Origin of the sequence: Enterococcus sp. E4-150 (assembly GCF_035726465.1) — a bacterium.
In the GTDB taxonomy this organism is placed as follows: domain Bacteria; phylum Bacillota; class Bacilli; order Lactobacillales; family Enterococcaceae; genus Enterococcus_B; species Enterococcus_B faecium.
Genome location: NZ_JAPRGK010000004.1, coordinates 107,689 through 127,610, shown reverse-complemented (window position 1 = coordinate 127,610; position 19,922 = coordinate 107,689). Strand labels below are relative to the sequence as shown.

The following is a 19,922-nucleotide window of genomic DNA, read 5'->3' as shown; positions in this document are numbered from 1 at the left end:
TCCTTCATGACAATGAAGGGCTATCCACGTATAATCAGAGATAAAGGAGAGATGTGGATGCCAAAAGAAACTTTTTTCAATTTATCGAAAGCAAAGAAACAGAGAATCGATGACCTATTACTGGAGATATTTTGCTCACAGCACATCAGCCAAGTCAAAGTCTCAGAGATTGTTGACAAGATGGGGATGTCGCGCGGTGCTTTTTATAAATATTTTCAAGATTTGGAAGATGCTTATTTGTATACGATCAAAAGCAGTTCTCACATAGTCCATCAAGATATCTTAAAATTCATTAGCGAAAACAAACAACATTTCTTTTTGGGGATCGAAAAATATTTAGAGTGGTGCTGCGACTTAGATCACGAAAGTATCTATTGGCAAAGGTTATACTTGTTAACCCAGCGAAATGATCAGCAGACAACCAAACGTAGAGAACTATCGGCTGATTCTCCAATGAACAAAAAATGGCTGGAATTATTAAGAATCAATCATTTCTCCATTCAATTGTCGGAAGAAGCAGTTAGTTTCCTATATTTTTCCATGTCCCTCGTAATGAACACATTGACGGATCTCATTGCAAATAATTGGACAAAAGAAGAGTTGTTAAAAGACTTTCGCTATAAATCTCGTTGGATTGCTGAAGGAATACAATAAAAAGAAACAGCTATGTGAATTTGTCCTGAAATTTTTATCAGGGTGGTTTATACATAGCTGTTTTTTGATTATTCATAACTCGAATAAGCGGATGAGTTCTTCTTCATTTGCGAATGACAGACTATCATCAATCAATATATGAGGAACATGGGCATTCAAAATGGGTTGATTCGTAACAATCAGATCATACTCGAGAAGATTGTATTTCGACAGCTGATCTTCAGTAATAGCAGTTGTCTCAGAATGAATTTTATGCACAGCAAGAATATCACTGATATATTCTTCAATATATTGACTATGTCGAAGACTTAAGTCACTGATGATCAGTATTTTTTTATCAGAAGTATAATGGTGAATTTCAGGATTACCGATAAGCATCCAAAAGATATAGCTAGATAAATAATAAATCAGATTCTGATTCAGTAGAGTGGAATAAAATTGAAGTTCTGCACGAAATCCAGCATATAGACGTATCTGGCGGTGTTGCATCTGCTGTGCAAAGTAAGTTGCACGGATCGTCAAATGAGTCGTATTGTATGGGAAAATACGGGAGAAAAAATAAATTTGCGTTAATAATTGAACAACATATTCTTCGTTTTTTTCTTTGCAATCAGAGGATGAAAACGAACAGTAGGACATATTTTTTCGTATCTGCTCACTGATTTCATTTTTTTTCTTTCTCCGAAAATTCTGAAAAAATCGTATTGACAAAATAGTTCACTACTTTTATATAGCTGCTGTACTTCAATTTTCCTAAGAGATTTTTCAAGATTAAGAAGTCTTTTTTATCGATATTTATCAACTGTACATAAGAGTCTCCAGCTTTCCATTCAAATGGAGTTCCTTGGGATTCTCTCATGAGATGCACAACAAAATACATAATAAAGAAAGATTGCTCATATGGGCTTTCTTCCTGAAACAAATTCAACTGACAATTATTCTTGACCATAATTTCTTTGATCTTCTTTTTTTCGATTGGAAATGGCAACGTGCGTCTTCCGTAGTAACTTAAAAAGAAAAAGGTGACAAAGATACGCAACTGGAGCTCACTTTTAAGGCTAGTTAACTGAAAACCTTGGTCAACGATCACTTTTAATAAATAGCTTTCTAAAATTTGATTGCATTGTTTCAACTTACGTGTAAAAGAAGACCGGCTGATGGAAATTTTTTCACAATAATACTCGATTGTTTTACCCGGATTGACAATAATCTCATTTAATAAACGACTGTTTGTAGAACTTTGCGACATTTCCATCAGAACATTTAAATAAGCTGGTACATTCAAACGTTCAAGACGATACCCCAATTTTTGTGAAGATTGAATCGTTACATCCGTTCCCCAGCGGATTTTGATCTCTTCGATATACCTTACAAATGTAGATTCTGAACTACCAATTCGTTTGGCAAGTTCTTTTTTAGTCATCCACTTGTCAGAAATGGACAGAATTCGAATGATTTTTTCCATCTTTCTATAGTTTCCTTCCAACAACCTGATCATATGTTTTTCTCCCTCAACCCTTTTCTTTCAATGAAACGCTCATTAATCGAAGGAATCAACTTCATAAATGAAACCAATTGGTATGAAAATTGGTGTGATTCCCTTTAGCGCCCTTCGTATAATAATTATCATATTAAAATAAATAAAATTATGTAACGCCTGTTTATTTTAATAATTTTCACTATTCACGTCAAAACAGAAAAAAAGAAAAAGGAGGGGAAAAATGACGACCACAGGGAAGAAACTGAAAGTTATTTTCATGCTGATAATATTGAGTTTATCAAACTTTGTGCCATTATCTGCAATAGCAGACACTACAGATGATCCAACAGTTTTAGAAACAATTTCAGCTGAAGTCATTTCAGATCAGTCTGGAAAAAAAGCACTGAACATCAAGCTAAATGCGAATAACACCAGTGCTGAAAAGATAGAAAAAGAAATTGATCTAGTCGAAAATTACTTAAGTGATGTGGAAAGAAAAGAAGGAGATGGCTATGCTTATCAGGTAAATAGCGGGAAAATTACGTTGGAAATCTCATCAAACACTAAACAAACTATCGATCTGAGTTTTCCAATCGATCCAGCACTTTACCACAGCCAGGCAAACAAGCTGATCCTCGATAATAAAGAATATGACATTATTGATGAGACAGAAAATAAGAAAGATACAGATGTGTCAGTACCAAAGGTAGACGAAATAGAAGAAGAATCATCAAAAGAAAACGAAAATTCTGTCAGCCCATTTACATTGCCTACATTATCCTTGCCAGCTGTGAGTGTGCCATCTAATCAAACGATTCCTACAGAATATACAACAGATGATCAGGGCACTTATCCTAAAGCCAGTTGGCAACCTACAGGAAATACAAATGTTCTTGATCATCAAGGCAATAAAAACGGAACAAATCAATGGGATGGTATAAATTCTTGGAATGGAGATCCTAATGATCGGACCCATTCGTATATCGAATATGGAGGAACGGGTAATCAAGCAGACTATGCGATACGAAAGTATGCAAAGGAAACAAGTACACCCGGATTGTTTGATGTTTATTTGAATGCTCGTGGAAATGTACAAAAAGATATCACGCCTCTTGATCTCGTATTGGTCGTAGACTGGTCAGGAAGTATGAACGACAATAATCGGATCGGTGAAGTAAAGATTGGTGTCGATCGTTTTGTCGATACTTTAGCAGATAGCGGTATCACAGACAAAATCAATATGGGATATGTCGGCTACTCAAGCGAAGGATATAGCTACAGTAACGGTGCAGTACAGATGGGTTCATTTGATTCAGTGAAAAATCAAGTAAAATCCATTACACCTTCACGGACAAATGGTGGTACTTTTACACAAAAAGCACTAAGAGATGCAGGAAACATGCTATCCGTTCCAAATGGACATAAAAAAGTGATCGTTTTGCTGACGGATGGTGTACCAACATTTTCCTATAAAGTACAGCGGGTACACGCACAATCAAGCAGCAATTATTACGGAACTCAGTTTTCTAATACGCAAGATCAGCCGGGAAATACTTCTCGAATCTCAAATAGCTATTATGCACCTGACCAAAACAATCTATCCAGAAGAATCGACAGTACGTTTATCGCAACCATCGGAGAAGCGATGGCACTCAAAGAACGAGGAATCGAAATACATGGTCTTGGCATCCAACTTCAAAGCGATCCGGCAGCTGGTCTCTCAAAAGCAGAAGTAGAGTCTCGTATGCGACAAATGGTTTCATCAGATGAAAAAGGCGATCTTTACTATGAATCAGCTGATCATGCAACAGATATCTCTGAATACCTAGCCAAAAAAGCTGTACAGATCTCAGCAACTGTAAGCAATGGACAAATAAATGATCCAATCGCAGAACCATTCATTTATCAGCCTGGTACACTTTCAGTCAAGAGTGTGGGGACAAGTCCTACAACGGTCACTCCATCTATTTCCATAGAAGGAAATACCATCAAGAGCAATCAGATCTATTTAGGAAAAGAACAAGAAATCCAAATCCATTACCAAGTGAGAATCCAAACAGAAAATGAGGACTTCCATCCAAATTTCTGGTATCAAATGAACGGCAGGACAACTTTCCAGCCAAACATTGATACCAATGAATTAGCTGAATTCGGTATACCATCTGCTAAAGCTCCCGGAGTCAGTCTTCACATCAAAAAGTTATGGGAAGAATTTGACAACAATCTAGCTGATCGTCCAGATCAAGTTACTTTTGAGATTCAACGGGAACATACGACAAATGCTGCAGCTTGGAAAAACGGATATATTCGAATCATTAAACCAGCTAAAGATACAACAAATACGTGGGAACGTGCAGACATTGACAAATTATCTGCAAATAGCGGAGAAAGTTATCAAGAGATATTATCACTACCTCAATACAATAATCAAGGTCAAGCATTCAGTTACCAAACAATCAAAGAATTACCTGTACCAGGATACGATTCTCAACAAATAGATGCAATGACATGGAAAAATACTAAACAATTCACACCGTTAAACTTGAAAATAACGAAAAATTCCTCTACAGGTGAAAAGAATCTCATCGGTGCTGTCTTCAAATTAACAGGAGATTCTATTGATACTTTACTAACAGATCATGGCGACGGAACCTATTCTCTTCCAGAAAATGTCAAATTGCAAAAAGAAATGACCTATACGCTGACAGAAACAAAAGCTCCAGAAGGTCATGAATTAAGCAAAAAGACTACTTGGGAAATCAAGATTGCTTCTGATGGTACGGTAACCATTGATGGAAAAACAGTCACTACTTCCGATGATACGATCCAGTTGACCATTGAAAATCCTTTTGTTGAAATTCCTATAGCAGTACGTAAGTATACGATGCAAGGGACGGACAAAGAGATAAATCTTAAAGGAGCAGCATTTTCCCTACAGAAAAAAGAAGCAAACGGTGCTTATCAGCCAATGGACAGCCAAACAACGAATGAAAAAGGCCTTGCCATTTTTGATTCACTCACACCTGGAGAATACCGAGTCGTTGAAACAGCTGGTCCTGCCGGATATGATACTTCGCCGGGAAATTATGAATTCCAAATCGATAAATATGGAAAAATCATTTACACGGGAAAAAATACCGAGATGACAAATAATGTATGGACGCTCACTCATCAAAATCGACTAAAATCGTTTGATCTAACGGTACACAAAAAAGAAGACAACGGACAGACATTAAAAGGAGCCAAATTCAGACTGCAAGGACCAGAAATGGACTTAGAATTGCCAAAAGATGGACAAGAAACAGATACCTTTCTATTCGAAAATTTAAAACCTGGAACTTATACGCTGACCGAAACTTTTACACCAGAAGGATACCAAGGTCTAAAAGAGCCAGTTACTATAGTTATACACGAAGATGGGTCAATTCAAGTGGATGGACAAGATCATGAATCTGTTCTGTCACCAGGAGCCAAAAACAACCACATTTCTTTAGACATCACGAATCAGGCAAAAGTACCATTACCTGAAACGGGAGGAATTGGCCGTTTAGGAATCTATCTAGTAGGGATGATTGGTTGTGCGTTTTCTATTTGGTATCTTTTTTTGAAAAAAGAAAGAGGGGGCAGCTAAATATGAAAAAACTTGGTTGGCTTAGTGTGTGTCTCTTCTTGTTACTATTTAAACCAGCTTTTACTCAGGCAGCAACAGAAACAGAAACAGAAATGGTTCAGATTACTTTACACAAATTGCTTTTCCCAAACGGGCAACTGCCGAAAAATCATCCAAATGACGGACAAGAAAAAGCTTTATTACAAACGTATCGAGGATTAAATGGTGTCACATTCCAAGTTTATGATGTCACAGATTCTTTTTACCATCTACGGGAAAAGGGCAAAACGGTAGAAGAAGCACAAGCAGAGATCGCAAAAAACGGTGCGTCTTCCGGTATGTTTACCGCAGAAGCAACAACTACAACTCTTAACAACGAAGATGGTATCGCTTCTTTTTCTCTGGCCGCTAAAGATCAAGAAAAAAGAGATAAAGCGTATCTTTTCATTGAATCCAAAGTACCAGAAGTCGTCAAAGAAAAGGCAGAGAATATGGTAGTTGTTCTTCCTGTACATGGACAAAACAATCAAAAACTTTCAACTATCCATTTGTATCCTAAAAATGAAGAAAACGACTACCCTGATCCACCTTTTGAGAAGGTATTAGAAGAGCCTAGAAATGATTTTACGATTGGTGAAAAAATCACTTATTCCTTGCATACGACAATTCCTGTAAATATCCTTGACTATCAAAAGTTCGAATTGTCAGATAGTGCGGATGAAGCATTAACGTTTTTACCTAATAGTTTAACGATTTCATCGAATGGAGAAAAGCTGACAGAAGGCTTTGTCATACACAAGAAACCTCACGGATTTGATGTTTTATTTTCGATCCCTTCGTTGGAAAAATATGCTGGAAAAAAACTGACCATTTCTTATCAGATGCAGCTAAGCAGTACAGCACAGGCGAACAAGGAAATCAACAACAACGGAACACTGGATTTTGGTTTTGGTATCAGTACAAAGAAAGTTTCTGTATATACAGGGAGTAAGCAATTTGTCAAAATCGAGACAAATAAACCAGATAAACGATTAGCTGGCGCAGTATTCCTTATTAAAAACAAAGCAGGAAATTACCTCCAGCAAACAGCCAACGGATACAAGTGGACAAAGAACGAATCAGATGCGCTTCACCTGATTTCCGATAAAAATGGCGCTTTTTCAATTTCCGGGTTGAAAACAGGAAGTTATCGATTAAAAGAGATCGAAGCACCTTCTGGTTATATTTTAAGTGAAACAGAAATTCCGTTTACCATTTCAACTTTTCTTTCTGAGGATAAAGAGGCGGACAGTATATTGAAAGTAGTCAATAAAAAAGAAAATAGCCGTCCATTTCTTCCAAAAACAAACGAAACGAAAAATACACTTTTAGGCGTTGTTGGTATGGTATTCGCAAGCTTTGCAATCTGGTTGTTTATCAAAAAAAGAACAGGAGTGAAAAAATGAAAAATCATAAAAAAATAAACGTTATGTTAGGAGTCCTTTTCCTTATTTTACCATTACTCACAAACAGCTTCGGCGCAAAAAAAGTGTTTGCAGAGGAGACAGCAGCTCAAGTCATCCTTCATAAAAAGAAAATGACTGATTTACCCGATCCTTTAATCCAAAACAGCGGGAAAGAAATGAGCGAATTCGATCAATACCAAGGATTAGCCGATATTTCATTTTCAGTTTATAACGTCACTCAAGAATTTTATGCGCAACGAGATAAAGGAGCGTCCGTGGATGCAGCAAAACAAGCAGTCCAGTCTTTGACTCCTGGTACACCAGTTGCTTCAGGAACGACAGATGCTGATGGAAATGTCACTTTATCTTTACCTAAAAAACAAAATGGGAAAGATGCAGTCTACACGATCAAAGAAGAACCAAAAGACGGAGTGTCAGCTGCCGCAAACATGGTTTTAGCTTTCCCTGTATATGAGATGATCAAACAAGCAGATGGCTCTTATAAATACGGGACAGAAGAACTAGATACTATCCATCTCTACCCTAAAAATACAGTCGGTAATGATGGAACGTTGAAAGTTACAAAAATCGGTACTGCCGAAAACGAAGCACTAAATGGAGCAGAATTTATTATTTCTAAAGAAGAAGGAACACCAAGCGTCAAAAAATACATCCAAAGTGTCACAGATGGATTGTACACTTGGACAACTGATCAAACCAAAGCCAAACATTTCATTACTGGTCATTCTTATGACATCGGCAACAATGACTTTGCCGAGGCATCTATTGAAAAAGGCCAGTTGATCGTTAATCATTTAGAAGTTGGAAAATATAATTTAGAAGAAGTAAAAGCTCCTGATAATGCGGAAATGATTGAAAAGCAAACAATCACGCCTTTTGAGATCCTGGCAAATAGCCAAACACCAGTAGAAAAGACCATCAAAAATGATACGTCTAAAGTTGATAAAACAACACCTCAATTGAATGGAAAAGATGTCGCAATCGGTGAAAAAATTCAATATGAGATTTCTGTCAATATCCCATTAGGTATCGCTGATAAAGAAGGAACGCAAAACAAGTACACAACATTCAAACTTATCGATACTCATGACGCTGCTTTGACATTTGATAATGATTCTTCAGGAACGTATGTTTATGCCTTATATGATGGAAATAAAGAAATCGACCCAGTAAATTATTCTGTCACTGAGCAAACAAACGGATTCACGGTTTCAGTTGATCCGAATTATATTCCTTCATTAACTCCTGGCGGTACATTGAAATTCGTTTACTATATGCATTTGAACGAAAAAGCAGATCCAACCAAAGGATTTTCTAACCAAGCAAATGTCGATAACGGGCATACAAATGATCAAACACCACCGTCAGTCGATGTCGTTACTGGGGGCAAACGATTTGTTAAAGTAGATGGTGACGTTACATCAGATCAAACACTTGCTGGAGCAGAATTCGTCGTTCGTGATCAAGATAGTGACACAGCGAAATATTTATCGATCGACCCATCCACAAAAGCCGTCAGCTGGGTATCGGCGAAAGAATCAGCAACGGTTTTTACAACCACAAGTAACGGTTTAATCGATGTGACAGGTCTAAAATATGGCACGTACTATCTGGAAGAAACGAAAGCGCCAGAAAAATATGTTCCATTAACAAACCGTGTAGCATTTACTATCGATGAACAATCTTATGTAACAGCAGGACAGTTGATTTCTCCTGAAAAAATACCAAATAAACACAAAGGTACACTTCCTTCAACAGGCGGTAAGGGAATCTATGTGTATATCGGTGCAGGAGTAGTCCTTCTACTGATTGCTGGACTGTACTTTGCTAGACGCAAGCACAGTCAGATTTAGTCTTTTTGCAAGAATTGGAAAAAGGAGCAGCGGATTACGCAAATGCTCCTTTTTCTTTTATTATCAAACAGTCATCACAAGGAGAACACAAATGAAACCAAAGAAAAGGAAACTTCTAGATCTGCTGATGCTTTTCTTGCTTCTCTCAGGAATAGGGATACTAGCTTATCCATTTGTTAGCGACGCGCTGAATAATTATCTGGATCAGCAGATCATCTCTCATTATCAGCAACAAGCGGTCAAAGAAAATGAAGAAGTCATGGCTAAAATCCAAGAAAACATGACAAAGAAAAACCAGCAATTAGCAAAAGAAGGTGGAAATCCAGGTGCAGATCCCTTTACTAAGAAAAAAGAACCTGCGAAAAAGGATAGAACCTATTTTGAGAAACATACGATCGGTATTTTGACGATCCCTGAGATCAATGTCCATTTGCCAATTTTTGATGAAACGAATACTGTGCTGCTAGAAAAAGGTGCCTCATTATTGGAAGGAACGTCTTATCCTACGGGGGGAGAAAATACACATGCCGTTATTTCCAGCCATCGAGGACTGCCTCAAGCAAAGTTGTTCACAGACTTACCGAAACTGACTTTAGGTGATTCTTTCTATATCGAAATCAATGGACGGACACTCGCTTATCAAGTCGATCAGATCAAGACGGTAGAACCGACTGATACAAAAGATCTGAGAATCGAAAAAGGGCAGGATTTCGTGACACTCCTAACTTGTACACCTTATATGGTCAACAGTCATCGCTTACTTGTCAGAGGGCACCGGGTTCCTTATCATGCAAGAGAAGTTCAAAAAGAAGTACAGAAAGTATCCGAGAACAAACGATTTTTCCTGTATGGATTGTTAGCTGCATGTATACTGATTTTCCTCCTTCTTATATATCTTTTTCGTCAATCGTTCAAAATAAGAAACAGAAATTAGCTATTCCTCATTTCTATAATATATCTATTCGAATCGTTCCGTAAACAAACAGGCTGAAGTTTGAAAAAGAAAACTTCAGCCTGTTTTTATGATGATATCAAAGAGAGCCTATCAAACACTATCTTTCTTATTACTAAATGAGGATCTTTTCTTAAGTTTTTCGATATTCTTTAAGAAGGCCTTTTTGCATCAATTCTTGTTTGTTTTTCAAGTTGCGGATATTCTCTTCAAAATTTTGAGAATATATCACTGAGAATAACGTATTTAATACGTAATCGAAGGCAATTTGAGAGGAGAAAGTTGCTACTTTAGCAAAATCATATTCCTCCTGCGATATAACAAGACACATATCAGCCTGTTTGGCCATTTCTGAATGCTGATTTCCGGTAATCAGCAAGGTAGGGGCCTCTACATGCTTCAAATAGGTCATTATTCGTTCATAATGATGGATGCGACCGCTGTAGCTAATAAAAATAGCGCAATCCTCGCTAGTCAAATTGGCTGCATTCCAAGAAGAATCACTGTATTCTTCGGCCATGATCAAAAACTTATTCAACTTGACCATTTTATTCTGGAATTTCCTTGCCGTGATTTGAGAATCACCTTTTGCAAAAAGAAAGATTCGCTGTGCCTTGTTCAATACTTTACCGATTTGATCTAAATCTTCATGTTCAATCTGCAATTGTGCTTTTTTTATTGACTGGATCGATAAATCCGCCATTTTCTTTGCAATTTGCTGAGTGCTATCTTCACTTGAAAAAGGAAAATTAGGATCAATCGTTTGATTGAACTGAGCAATCAATTGATGAACTTCCCGCCCCAGCTCGAAACGGAATTCTTTAAATCCGCTGAATCCCATTTTTTTGCATAAACGAATGATAGCTGAATGGGAAGTATACGTAGCTTTTGCTAATTCTTCAATCGTCATGTAGACTGCAGCTTCGATATTCCTACGGATGTAATCGGCAATCCGTTTCTCTGTCGTGGTAAACAACTCTTGTTTTGTTAGTTTTTCTTCAATAAGCATGATCTGACCTCCAAATTCTATCTTACTGATAAACACTTGGTTCCGCTATTATCTTTTTGATTTTTATCCTTACTTTGAACATTAATTTCACCAAACCGAATGATAACAAGTGTTTTTCTGAACTTTTTTACCAGAATAGCTATTATAAATACTTTCTGCGCTTTTCTAGGATATACTGAAAACATCAATAAAAGGAGGCACCACTCATGCTTACAATCGCTTATCTTGGCAATGGAAAGAGTACAAATCGCTATCATTTGCCTTTTTCAAGAAAACTTACGAACAAAATCAATATCAAAAAAATTTTTTCCCCATCTGAACCAGTGTGGAAAACATTCGAAGACATCGAATATACTGATCAGCTGTCTGATCTTTGGGATGATCCTGAGATCCAATTAGTTGTCATCACTACACCTAGTCAATTTCATTATGAATATGGAAAAATGGCACTCGAATATGGTAAGAATGTACTAGTAGAGAAACCTTTTGCAGAAACGTCAAAGGAAGCAGAAGAGTTATTTGCATTAGCAAAAGAAAAAGGGCTATTTATCCAATGTTACCAAAACAGACGGTTCGATTCTGACTTCTTGACAGTCCAAAAAGTAATCGAAAGCGGAAAATTAGGAGATATTTTAGAAGTAGAAATGCATTATGATTATTTCAGACCGGAAGTACCAGAAAATACGCATGAATTTTCTACTGCGAACAGCTATTTATATGGACATGCTTGTCATACAGTAGATCAAGTTCTTTCTTATTTCGGCGAACCAGATGATATCAGCTATGATGTACGTCAACTTTTAGGGAAAGGACGAATGAATGATTACTTCGATCTGGATTTTTTCTATGGAAATATGAAAATTTCGATAAAATCCAGTTATTTCCGCATCAAAGAACGTCCAAGTTTCGTCGTTTACGGAAAAAAAGGGATGTTCGTGAAACAAACAAAAGATCGACAAGAAGAACATCTGAAAATGTTTTACATGCCTGATCATGAAGACTTTGGTATCGATTTGCCCGAACATTATGGTGTATTGACCTATATAGATGAACAAGGGAGTTATCATGAAGAAAAAGTAATTTCCGAGGTTGGTGATTACAGCCGTGTCTACGAAGGGATTTACGAGACATTAGTTAATGGCGCAGAAAAAGTCATCAAAGATGAAGAAACAATCTTACAAATGAAAATTTTGGAAGAAGGAATCAAAAGCATTCAAGAATCAGAAGGAAAAATATGACATATTTGTAAGAATCGGGTTTGTTTTTTGACGCATAAACTGTCTTATTGTACGATGAAAAAGTATAGAACTACTAGGAGGAACCAACATGACAAATTATGACGGTGAAAAACACAAACGATTAAGAGGTTCAATGGCCCCTAAAACAGAAGAAGAAGTGGCTTTAGCAGGAACTAATTCTGGTGAAACAGAAGACAAAGAAGAATCATTAGCTGGCACAAACTCTGGTGAAACAGAAAATAAAGAAACAGCTTTATCTGGTTCAAATTCTGTAGAAGAGGAAACAAAGCCTAATGAGCCCAATCACTTTGAAAAAGATATCGAAAAAGCGGTTGAAGATGTCAAAGAAAAATTTGAAGAACTGACCTCAAAAAATAAACATGATCATCATTGATCGGACGAAATCAATTCATAAAAGCAGGAGACATTTGGTCACCTGCTTTTTTTCTGTATCCATTCGATAGAAATCGTTCGGTACAGTCGTAAAAAAAATCCAACTGTAAGTTGTACCAAACACCCCTCGATTTAAAAGCGCTACCATACTAGAATATAAGTAGGAGGTGAACAGCGCTGTGAACTACAAAATTAGTTATCTCCTGAAAACACCAAGAGAAATCAGTCTAGAAAAAGCAGCAGAGATCATCGAAGTAAATACAAGCGAGGCGATCAAACAATTAACTCCTTTTGCCGAATATGTGGATGATACCCATATCCGTATAAAGAAATTCCGAGCAATCGACTGGGCAGAAAAATTTTTGGATATTACTCGATTTGAAGCTGTGTATACCGAACAAGAGCGAAGAGATCTTCTTTATTTGATGGTTTATTCGACTGCAACGTCTGTTTCTGTTTTTCATTTTCAAGATTTTCTTCAGGTTTCTAAAGGGACAGTTCTGTCAGATATCAAAAAGATAAGAAATGAATTAGAAGTGGAAGATTGTCAGCTGTCGTATACTAGGAAAACTGGTTTTAGGCTGCTAGGGTCAGAAGCAATATTAAGAAGAGAAGCTAAAAATCGCACTGCTCGTTTGATGCAGTCACTTGCTGGAAGATTTGGGCTCACGTATTTAACCGCAACCCTTTCCATTGATTATTACGCCAAAGTTAGAGATTTGCTAGATAAAACGATTTCACTATCAGATCTTCGATTTGCACCAAATCGAATGGATGAATTAGCTTATTATTTGAGTTTGACAACCATTCGAATTGGAAAAACATCCATGGAACTGGTAAAAGATGCTGAACTGTTGGCTTCTCTTGCAGTCACTGACATTAGTCGACAAGTATTGACTGGCCTTGGCTATTCCGAACATCAAAATTCGGAGATTATATTTTTCTCTCTTTGCTTAGCATCGATCGTTGAAGGAGATGTCCAGGAACCTGCACTTGATTTTTTGCTGGAATGTTCTTCAGAAGTCATCCATCGCATGGAATTCCTGATGGCCGTAGAATTTGCTTCGTTTCGTGAATTATTGATGAATGTCTTTTATCACTTGGTCCCTGCCTATTTTCGTATTTCCTATTCTTTTTATTTACCTAATGTGATGATCGATCAAATTAAGCATCAATATGCTTCCATCTACGAAATGACAAGAAAAGCATTACTTCCGTTAGAAAGACGAATAGGGAAGAGCATCCCTGAAGAAGAGATTGGTTTTTTCACTATACTATTTGGCGGAGAGATCAGAAAAGCGGACGCAGAAGAAAGAAATAGAAAAATAAGAGCCGTGATCGTCTGTCCAAGTGGCATTAGCTCTTCATTGATCTTAAAAAGTGAACTTCAGCAATTATTCCCGATGATCTTTTTTACAGAGACTAATTCAGCTGACCGCTTACACGAGGTTGATGAAACTTCTTACGATATTATTTTTTCTACTGTACCTCTCACACTTACTGATAAGAAAAAGTCTCTCTATGTTCTGCATCCAATCATGACTGACTTGGAAAAAAATCAGCTGATCAATCAAGTACAAAGAGATTGGCTGATACCAGGATTTTCAATGCCTTCTGCCCAAGAATTGTTGTCGGCGCTACTGCCTTATATCGAATTAAAAGAAGGCGTAGACGAAGAAAAGCTCTATCAAGTATTAAATCGTAAAATGAACAAACTTTTAGAAAAGAAGGAGGATCAACGTCCTATGCTATCTGAATTATTAACAGAAGAAATGATCCAATTATCGGATCAACCAAAAAACTGGCAAGAAGCAATCACATTTGCCGCACAGCCGCTATTATCAGAAAATAAAATAGAAGAAAGTTATATCAAAGCTATGATCGAGCGCGTGGAGCAGTATGGTGCGTTTATCCATATTGGCGACCACATCGCATTACCTCATGCTCGTCCAGAAGATGGCGTAAATGAAGTAGGGATGTCTTTGCTGAAACTTCAACAACCTGTGGATCTGCTTGATGATCCTGCCCATCCCATTAGTTTGTTTATCTGTTTAGCTGCTATCGATAATGAGGCGCATCTTCGGGCGTTGGCTAATTTAACAAAGCTACTTTCTAATAAACAAAATCTTCAAGATTTATTACACGCATCAACAAAAGAAGAAATATTAGCGATCATAAGAAAAGGAGACGAATGATATGAAAATTTTTGCAGTATGTCAAAGTGGATTAGGAACAAGTTTTATGGTAGAGATGAACATCAAACAAGCACTTGCAGATCTTGGAGCAGATGTGGACGAGTTTGAAGTAAGTCATACGGATGTTGGAAGTGTATCTAGCGATATGGCTGATTATTTCTTCATTGAGCATTCTTTGAAAGATACGCTAACTTCTATACCTGATGAAAAGCTCGTACCTTTGCAATCGATCATTGACAGCGAAGAAGTAAAAGAAAAAGTAACGAAGATCTTGTCAAAAGAATAAAAATGATTCAAGGGAGGAACTATCAATGGATAAATTGTTGAATTTGTTTGTGTCAATCGTCAGTCAGCCCTCCATCCTCGTTTCTTTGATTGCACTGCTTGGTCTCGTTCTTCAGAAGAAGAAATTTTCAGAAGTGATCCAAGGAACTATCAAAACATTTGTCGGATTCCTAGTACTGATCGGCGGTGCTGGTCTAATCAGTAATTCACTAACCCCTTTTGCTTCGATGTTCCAAACAGCTCTGCATACTCAAGGAGTAGTTCCTAGCAATGAAGCAGTAGTGGCGATTGCTTTGCAACAATACGGTACACCTACTGCTTTGATCATGCTAGTAGGGATGATCGTGAATATTTTACTTGCTAGGTTCACAAGATATAAATTCATTTTTCTTACAGGTCAAGCAATGCTTTATGTTTCTTGTCTAACAGCAGTCATTTTAGTGAGCGCGGGGTTTACTGCAAATTTGTGGATGATCTTATTAGGCGGGGTCTTCGAAGGAACACTATTAACTATTACGCCTGCTCTTTGTCAACCGTTTATGAAGAACATCACTGGAAACAATCAAGTTGCGTTAGGGCATACCGGAAATATCGGTTATGCTTCTAGTGGATGGATTGGAAAGTTTTTTGGAAACAAAGACCGTTCTACAGAGGACATAAAGATTCCTAAAAGTTTCAGCTTTTTGCGAGATTCTACTGTATCGATCATGCTCTTGATGTCGATCGTATATGTCGCACTTGCTTTGTTAGCTGGTCCTGGATTTGTTGAAAGAGAACTAAGCAATGGAGACAACGCTGTAATCTTTGCACTGATCCAAGCTGGAACATTCACAGCTGGGTTTGTTATCGTCCTTCAAGGGGTTCGAATGGTGTTGGCAGAAATCGTTCCAGCATTCCAAGGGATTGCTAAAAAACTCGTACCCGATTCTAAACCAGCATTAGATGTTCCTATCGTTTTTCCATATGCACCTAATGCTGTATTAATTGGCTTTTTTGTTAGCTTCTTTGTAGGAACACTATCCATGTTTGCTATGATAGGCTTGCAAACTACAGTTATCATTCCTGGGGTAGTAGGACATTTCTTCTGCGGAGCTGCTTCTGGTGTCTTCGGCAACTCGACTGGCGGTAGAAGAGGGGCGGTATTAGGTTCTGCTTTCAATAGCTTGTTGATTAGTTGGCTGCCATTATTTATCCTTCCAGTATTAGGAGATCTTAAAATCGCTTCTTCTACATTTGCCGATACTGATTATCTAGTACCAGGACTTGTACTTGGGAAACTAGGAGAATACGGTCAAATGGCCTTGACAGTTGGAATCATCGCTTTCTTTTTACTTGTCGTATTATCTAGCTTTCTTTTTGCCGGAAAAAGAACAAACATTGTTTCTAAAGAACAGAATTAAGCAAACTTCAAAATAAAAATTGCTTGGACAATATCAGAAGAAGATTTAAAGTCTTCTGATATGTCGCAAGCAGTTTTTTGTTTTATGCATTTATTTTTGAATAGCTTGTTAAGACAAGTGGCTGTTTTGCTAGAAGAGGATAACTTTTACCATTCATTTTCACTGTTCCGCCTGTTCTATCAGAAGTAATCACGATCTTATCTTTTGTTTTTTCAAGCGAAATCTTTCCATCTTTGATAGGTAGCGTACAATTCAGTGTTTCAAATGAATCTAGATTAGGTTGTATCATAAATTCTTCATAACCTGGCTTTGTTGGATACAAACCGATAAAATAGCGTCCTAAAAGATAGATTGGGCTTGCTCCCCATGCATGGCATAAGCTTTTTCCATAAGGATCTCCATACATACTGTATTTTTCATTTCCTGTTTGAGTAGGGTCGTATTCTTCCCAGAAAGTTACCGCATCATGAGATAACATCCCTCCCCAATAATCAAGAATCGTTTGGTAGACGATATTCGTCTGTCCGAGTTTGCATAAAGCATCTTGTTCATAGAATTTGAAATATGGAGTAGTAATCTGTGTGATAGTGTCATTCAATAAGACATTCTTTAAGATCGATTGCTGTTGGTCTTTGTTAGCAAAATCGAATAAAACAGCGAAAATATTCGCATGACGCGTCACATTTCTTCTCCCAGATTCATAGCAATCGATAAAAGCGCCAAGTTCTTCATCCCAAAAGTAGTCAAATAGGTTTTGTTTCAATAGTTGATATTTTTCTTGATAGAGATGAGTATGATAATTTTCGTTCTCTCCATATGTTTCAGCTAAGATATCTCCGCAAGTGATCATGGAATGATAGGCTTTCAGTAATAAGACTTGTTCTGCAGCAAGCGTTCCTTCTTTATCCATTTCAGACCAATCAATAAATATCCAATCTTTTGCTCTCCCATAAATAAACCCTAATTCATTCGTTTGCTCCATCAAGTATCTCATTAATGATTGCATCTTAGGGTAGACGATGCGTAAAAATTCATAGTCTTTCGTCATCATATAGTGGTTTTCGATACCAATCAACCACAAGATCGAATAGTCAACGATAGTATTCATATGCTGCTTGATTTCATTTTGTCCTCTTAATGCTAATATCGTTCGTTTATTGATTTCCTCGTCAAAAAAAAGATATTGATTGATCATGAATGATTGATACGCATCTCCAGACCAAATCCAGCGATCTCGTTTGATACCGTCGATAAAAAACAAATCACTACATAACTTGAAGGTTTCTTCTGATACTGACCAGATCTGATTCAGTAAAGAAGAATCGCTTGAAAAAGCAGCTTGTTTCGAAAGAGATAAAAATTCATGAAAAACTTGAAGTTGAACCATTCCAGTAGAAACCTCTGGTATAAACAAATAGCGAAAAGCGCGTTTACGAGCTTTCATTTTTCTTGTCATTCCTATTTGCTTATAGTAGCAATAATCGATATCCATAGCTTCTACATCGGACTCTCCATAACATAGAGTGATAGATTCGATGTGGTCATCCAGAGATATTAGTTCTACACAGCCATTCACTGCTCGCCCAAAATCGAATAAGATTCCTCCGCCAATCTCCGTTTCAGTGACTGGATGGACGCATTCTTTTTGATAATAGATTTGATTTGGGTCTTTTGCGATATCGACATAAAGCGGACTCCAGCCAGCTGGATATTCTTCAATAAAATTACTTGCTGTCCAGCCAATATCTGATTTTACTTCGTCTCCCTCGATAAACATCGCTGGTAGCCCTGATGTATGTCCTACAAAGATACGAATTTTTGCTTTACCAGCTGGACAAGTCAGCCATTTTCCACATGGATGTTTTTGTCCATTAATTTCTACATACCCAACTCCTTGGATCGTCACTTTAAACATGGAAGGTTGATCAAGAAAGTAATATCTCTTAAACTTGACGTTCCGATGGCAATCATCCATGTACCAGTACGCTGGCCAGTCAAAACCTCGTTCTTCCCGTTGGAAATTTTGTAGCAGTCCATGGCGGATCTCAAAGTCTCCAGGATACCAAAGCCATCTATCTTTATGTTTTTCATTTGTCATTTTACACGACCTCCATCAAATTTATTTTGTTGTCAATTGTTCTTTTATTTCTTCATCTACTCTTATCACTGTCTTTCTATTCGTCCTGTGTACTACTAGAAGGCTAATAAGCGCGCTAATCAACAGCAAGATACTGCCATTGACGAAAACAGCAAGTGTTTTACTCCCAAGAGAAGCAAAAGAGAGAAAGAGCAAACCATATGGTGCAATGAAAGTACCTAAATTAGCGCCAACCAATAAGATTGAAGTATTGAAACTCTCCGCGTGCTTGGGCGCTTGGATACTTACTTGGTTGAATAAGTAAGGAATGAATAACGAAAAAGAAATTCCTGTTAGGATCGCACCAAACCCAATCACATACAGGTTTATCACAGTGGCAATCAATACAAAGCCGATTCCCATCAGTAGTAAAGAAAGTGTAAGCATATAGCGATGTGCTTTTGTCTGAAGCCAGCCAAAACAAACTCCGGCAGTCATACTTGCCAATTGCATGATTGTTAAGATATTCGCTGCATTAGTTTCGTTTCCTAGAGAATAAGTCGTCAGGACTGTGGCTAATTTAATCGATACAGCATTATATACCACGATGACCAGCAAGAGAAAAATACCATAACTAATCATTTTAGGATTCGTTTTGATTACTTGTCTTGTTGGGGCTGTGCCATGTGATTGAAGTTCAGTTGTTTCAGGTGTAGGAACAAACAAAACAAACAAGACAAGAATAGGTAAGCTGATGGCGTAGACTAAAAAGGTATATTGCCAACCGAACTGTACTAGCTGTCCTGCAACAAATGTCATTAAAGCTGCACCAAATCCTTGAAATGCACTTTGAAAACCAATCATAGAGGCTCGTTCATCTCCGTGATAAAAGGCAGCAATCATGCTGACTGCCAAAGAATTGATCAATCCAAAGCCAATACCTAGTCCAGCTCTTGAAGCTAAGACAATACTGTAACTTTGTGAGAAGAGGGGGAGGATACCACAAATCGATGCAATCACTAATCCGATGATCACAGTTTGTTTTTGTCCGATTTTCCTAGCAATAAAACTACTAATCAAAACAAAAATAGTGACCATAAAGGAGGGAGCAGTCGTTAATAATTCAACAGCAGATAAAGAACGCGTGGCATAAGTAGCTGACATACTGGGAATTGCAGACGTGACTGCACCAGCAGAAGTCAGAATAAGAGAGACTGATAGCAGAGAAAATTTCATCATCTTTTTATTCATAAGCATGTTCCTTTCATTTTTGTAAGCGCTTATCAAAAATATAGTATGAAGTGGTTATT

Annotated in this window: 13 protein-coding genes and 1 pseudogene; 10 read left to right on the top strand and 4 right to left on the bottom strand. The window is 37.4% G+C overall.

Annotated features, from left to right (window positions below):
* Positions 1 to 6: 6 nt before the first annotated feature.
* On the top strand, positions 7 to 654 hold the full coding sequence (locus tag OZ002_RS05215; protein WP_002306728.1) for a TetR/AcrR family transcriptional regulator: 648 nt from the start codon (positions 7 to 9) through the stop codon (positions 652 to 654).
* A 72-nt stretch (positions 655 to 726) separates the two neighbouring features.
* On the opposite strand, the pseudogene OZ002_RS05210 reads toward OZ002_RS05215, so the two are convergent.
* Positions 727 to 2,119: pseudogene (locus tag OZ002_RS05210) on the bottom strand (helix-turn-helix domain-containing protein).
* Between the two features lie 256 nt (positions 2,120 to 2,375).
* Between OZ002_RS05210 and OZ002_RS05205 the strand changes: the two are divergent.
* The 4 genes from OZ002_RS05205 (at position 2,376) to OZ002_RS05190 (ending at position 9,997) form a co-directional block, all read left to right on the top strand.
* A complete protein-coding gene (locus OZ002_RS05205) occupies positions 2,376 to 5,765 on the top strand; it encodes a vWA domain-containing protein (protein ID WP_156248999.1) in 3,390 nt (1,129 codons plus the stop codon).
* 2 nt (positions 5,766 to 5,767) lie between these two features.
* Positions 5,768 to 7,189, top strand: a complete 1,422-nt coding sequence (locus OZ002_RS05200; RefSeq protein WP_002331774.1) for a SpaH/EbpB family LPXTG-anchored major pilin — start codon at positions 5,768 to 5,770, stop codon at positions 7,187 to 7,189.
* Complete coding sequence (locus OZ002_RS05195) at positions 7,186 to 9,063, top strand: SpaH/EbpB family LPXTG-anchored major pilin (RefSeq protein ID WP_002306734.1); 1,878 nt, start codon at positions 7,186 to 7,188, stop codon at positions 9,061 to 9,063. Before OZ002_RS05200 ends, OZ002_RS05195 begins: the two co-directional genes overlap by 4 nt.
* 91 nt (positions 9,064 to 9,154) lie before the next feature.
* Positions 9,155 to 9,997 (top strand): class C sortase, encoded by an 843-nt coding sequence (locus tag OZ002_RS05190; RefSeq protein ID WP_156249000.1) that lies wholly within the window; start codon positions 9,155 to 9,157, stop codon positions 9,995 to 9,997.
* A 151-nt stretch (positions 9,998 to 10,148) separates the two neighbouring features.
* Here OZ002_RS05190 and OZ002_RS05185 read toward each other — a convergent pair whose 3' ends face one another.
* Complete coding sequence (locus tag OZ002_RS05185) at positions 10,149 to 11,024, bottom strand: MurR/RpiR family transcriptional regulator (RefSeq protein ID WP_002295882.1); 876 nt, start codon at positions 11,022 to 11,024, stop codon at positions 10,149 to 10,151.
* A 206-nt stretch (positions 11,025 to 11,230) separates the two neighbouring features.
* Here OZ002_RS05185 and OZ002_RS05180 point away from each other — a divergent pair, with 206 nt between their 5' ends.
* The 5 genes from OZ002_RS05180 (at position 11,231) to OZ002_RS05160 (ending at position 16,535) form a co-directional block, all read left to right on the top strand.
* A complete protein-coding gene (locus OZ002_RS05180) occupies positions 11,231 to 12,262 on the top strand; it encodes a Gfo/Idh/MocA family oxidoreductase (RefSeq protein ID WP_156249001.1) in 1,032 nt (343 codons plus the stop codon).
* An 88-nt stretch (positions 12,263 to 12,350) separates the two neighbouring features.
* Complete coding sequence (locus tag OZ002_RS05175; protein ID WP_002286049.1) at positions 12,351 to 12,656, top strand: hypothetical protein; 306 nt, start codon at positions 12,351 to 12,353, stop codon at positions 12,654 to 12,656.
* A gap of 178 nt (positions 12,657 to 12,834) precedes the next feature.
* Positions 12,835 to 14,850: a BglG family transcription antiterminator gene (locus OZ002_RS05170; RefSeq protein ID WP_008268563.1), complete on the top strand. Its 2,016-nt coding sequence runs from the start codon at positions 12,835 to 12,837 to the stop codon at positions 14,848 to 14,850.
* 1 nt (position 14,851) lies between these two features.
* Complete coding sequence (locus OZ002_RS05165) at positions 14,852 to 15,136, top strand: PTS sugar transporter subunit IIB (protein WP_002286047.1); 285 nt, start codon at positions 14,852 to 14,854, stop codon at positions 15,134 to 15,136.
* Between the two features lie 25 nt (positions 15,137 to 15,161).
* Positions 15,162 to 16,535 (top strand): PTS ascorbate transporter subunit IIC, encoded by a 1,374-nt coding sequence (locus OZ002_RS05160; RefSeq protein ID WP_002306740.1) that lies wholly within the window; start codon positions 15,162 to 15,164, stop codon positions 16,533 to 16,535.
* 82 nt (positions 16,536 to 16,617) lie between these two features.
* On the opposite strand, the gene OZ002_RS05155 is transcribed toward OZ002_RS05160, so the two are convergent.
* Together OZ002_RS05155 and OZ002_RS05150 are read right to left on the bottom strand one after the other, a co-directional pair.
* Positions 16,618 to 18,633: an alpha-L-rhamnosidase gene (locus tag OZ002_RS05155; protein ID WP_002286037.1), complete on the bottom strand. Its 2,016-nt coding sequence runs from the start codon at positions 18,631 to 18,633 to the stop codon at positions 16,618 to 16,620.
* A gap of 21 nt (positions 18,634 to 18,654) precedes the next feature.
* Positions 18,655 to 19,869 carry an MFS transporter gene (locus OZ002_RS05150; RefSeq protein WP_197081270.1) on the bottom strand — a complete coding sequence of 405 codons (1,215 nt, stop codon included), beginning with the start codon at positions 19,867 to 19,869 and terminating at the stop codon, positions 18,655 to 18,657.
* Positions 19,870 to 19,922: the final 53 nt, after the last annotated feature.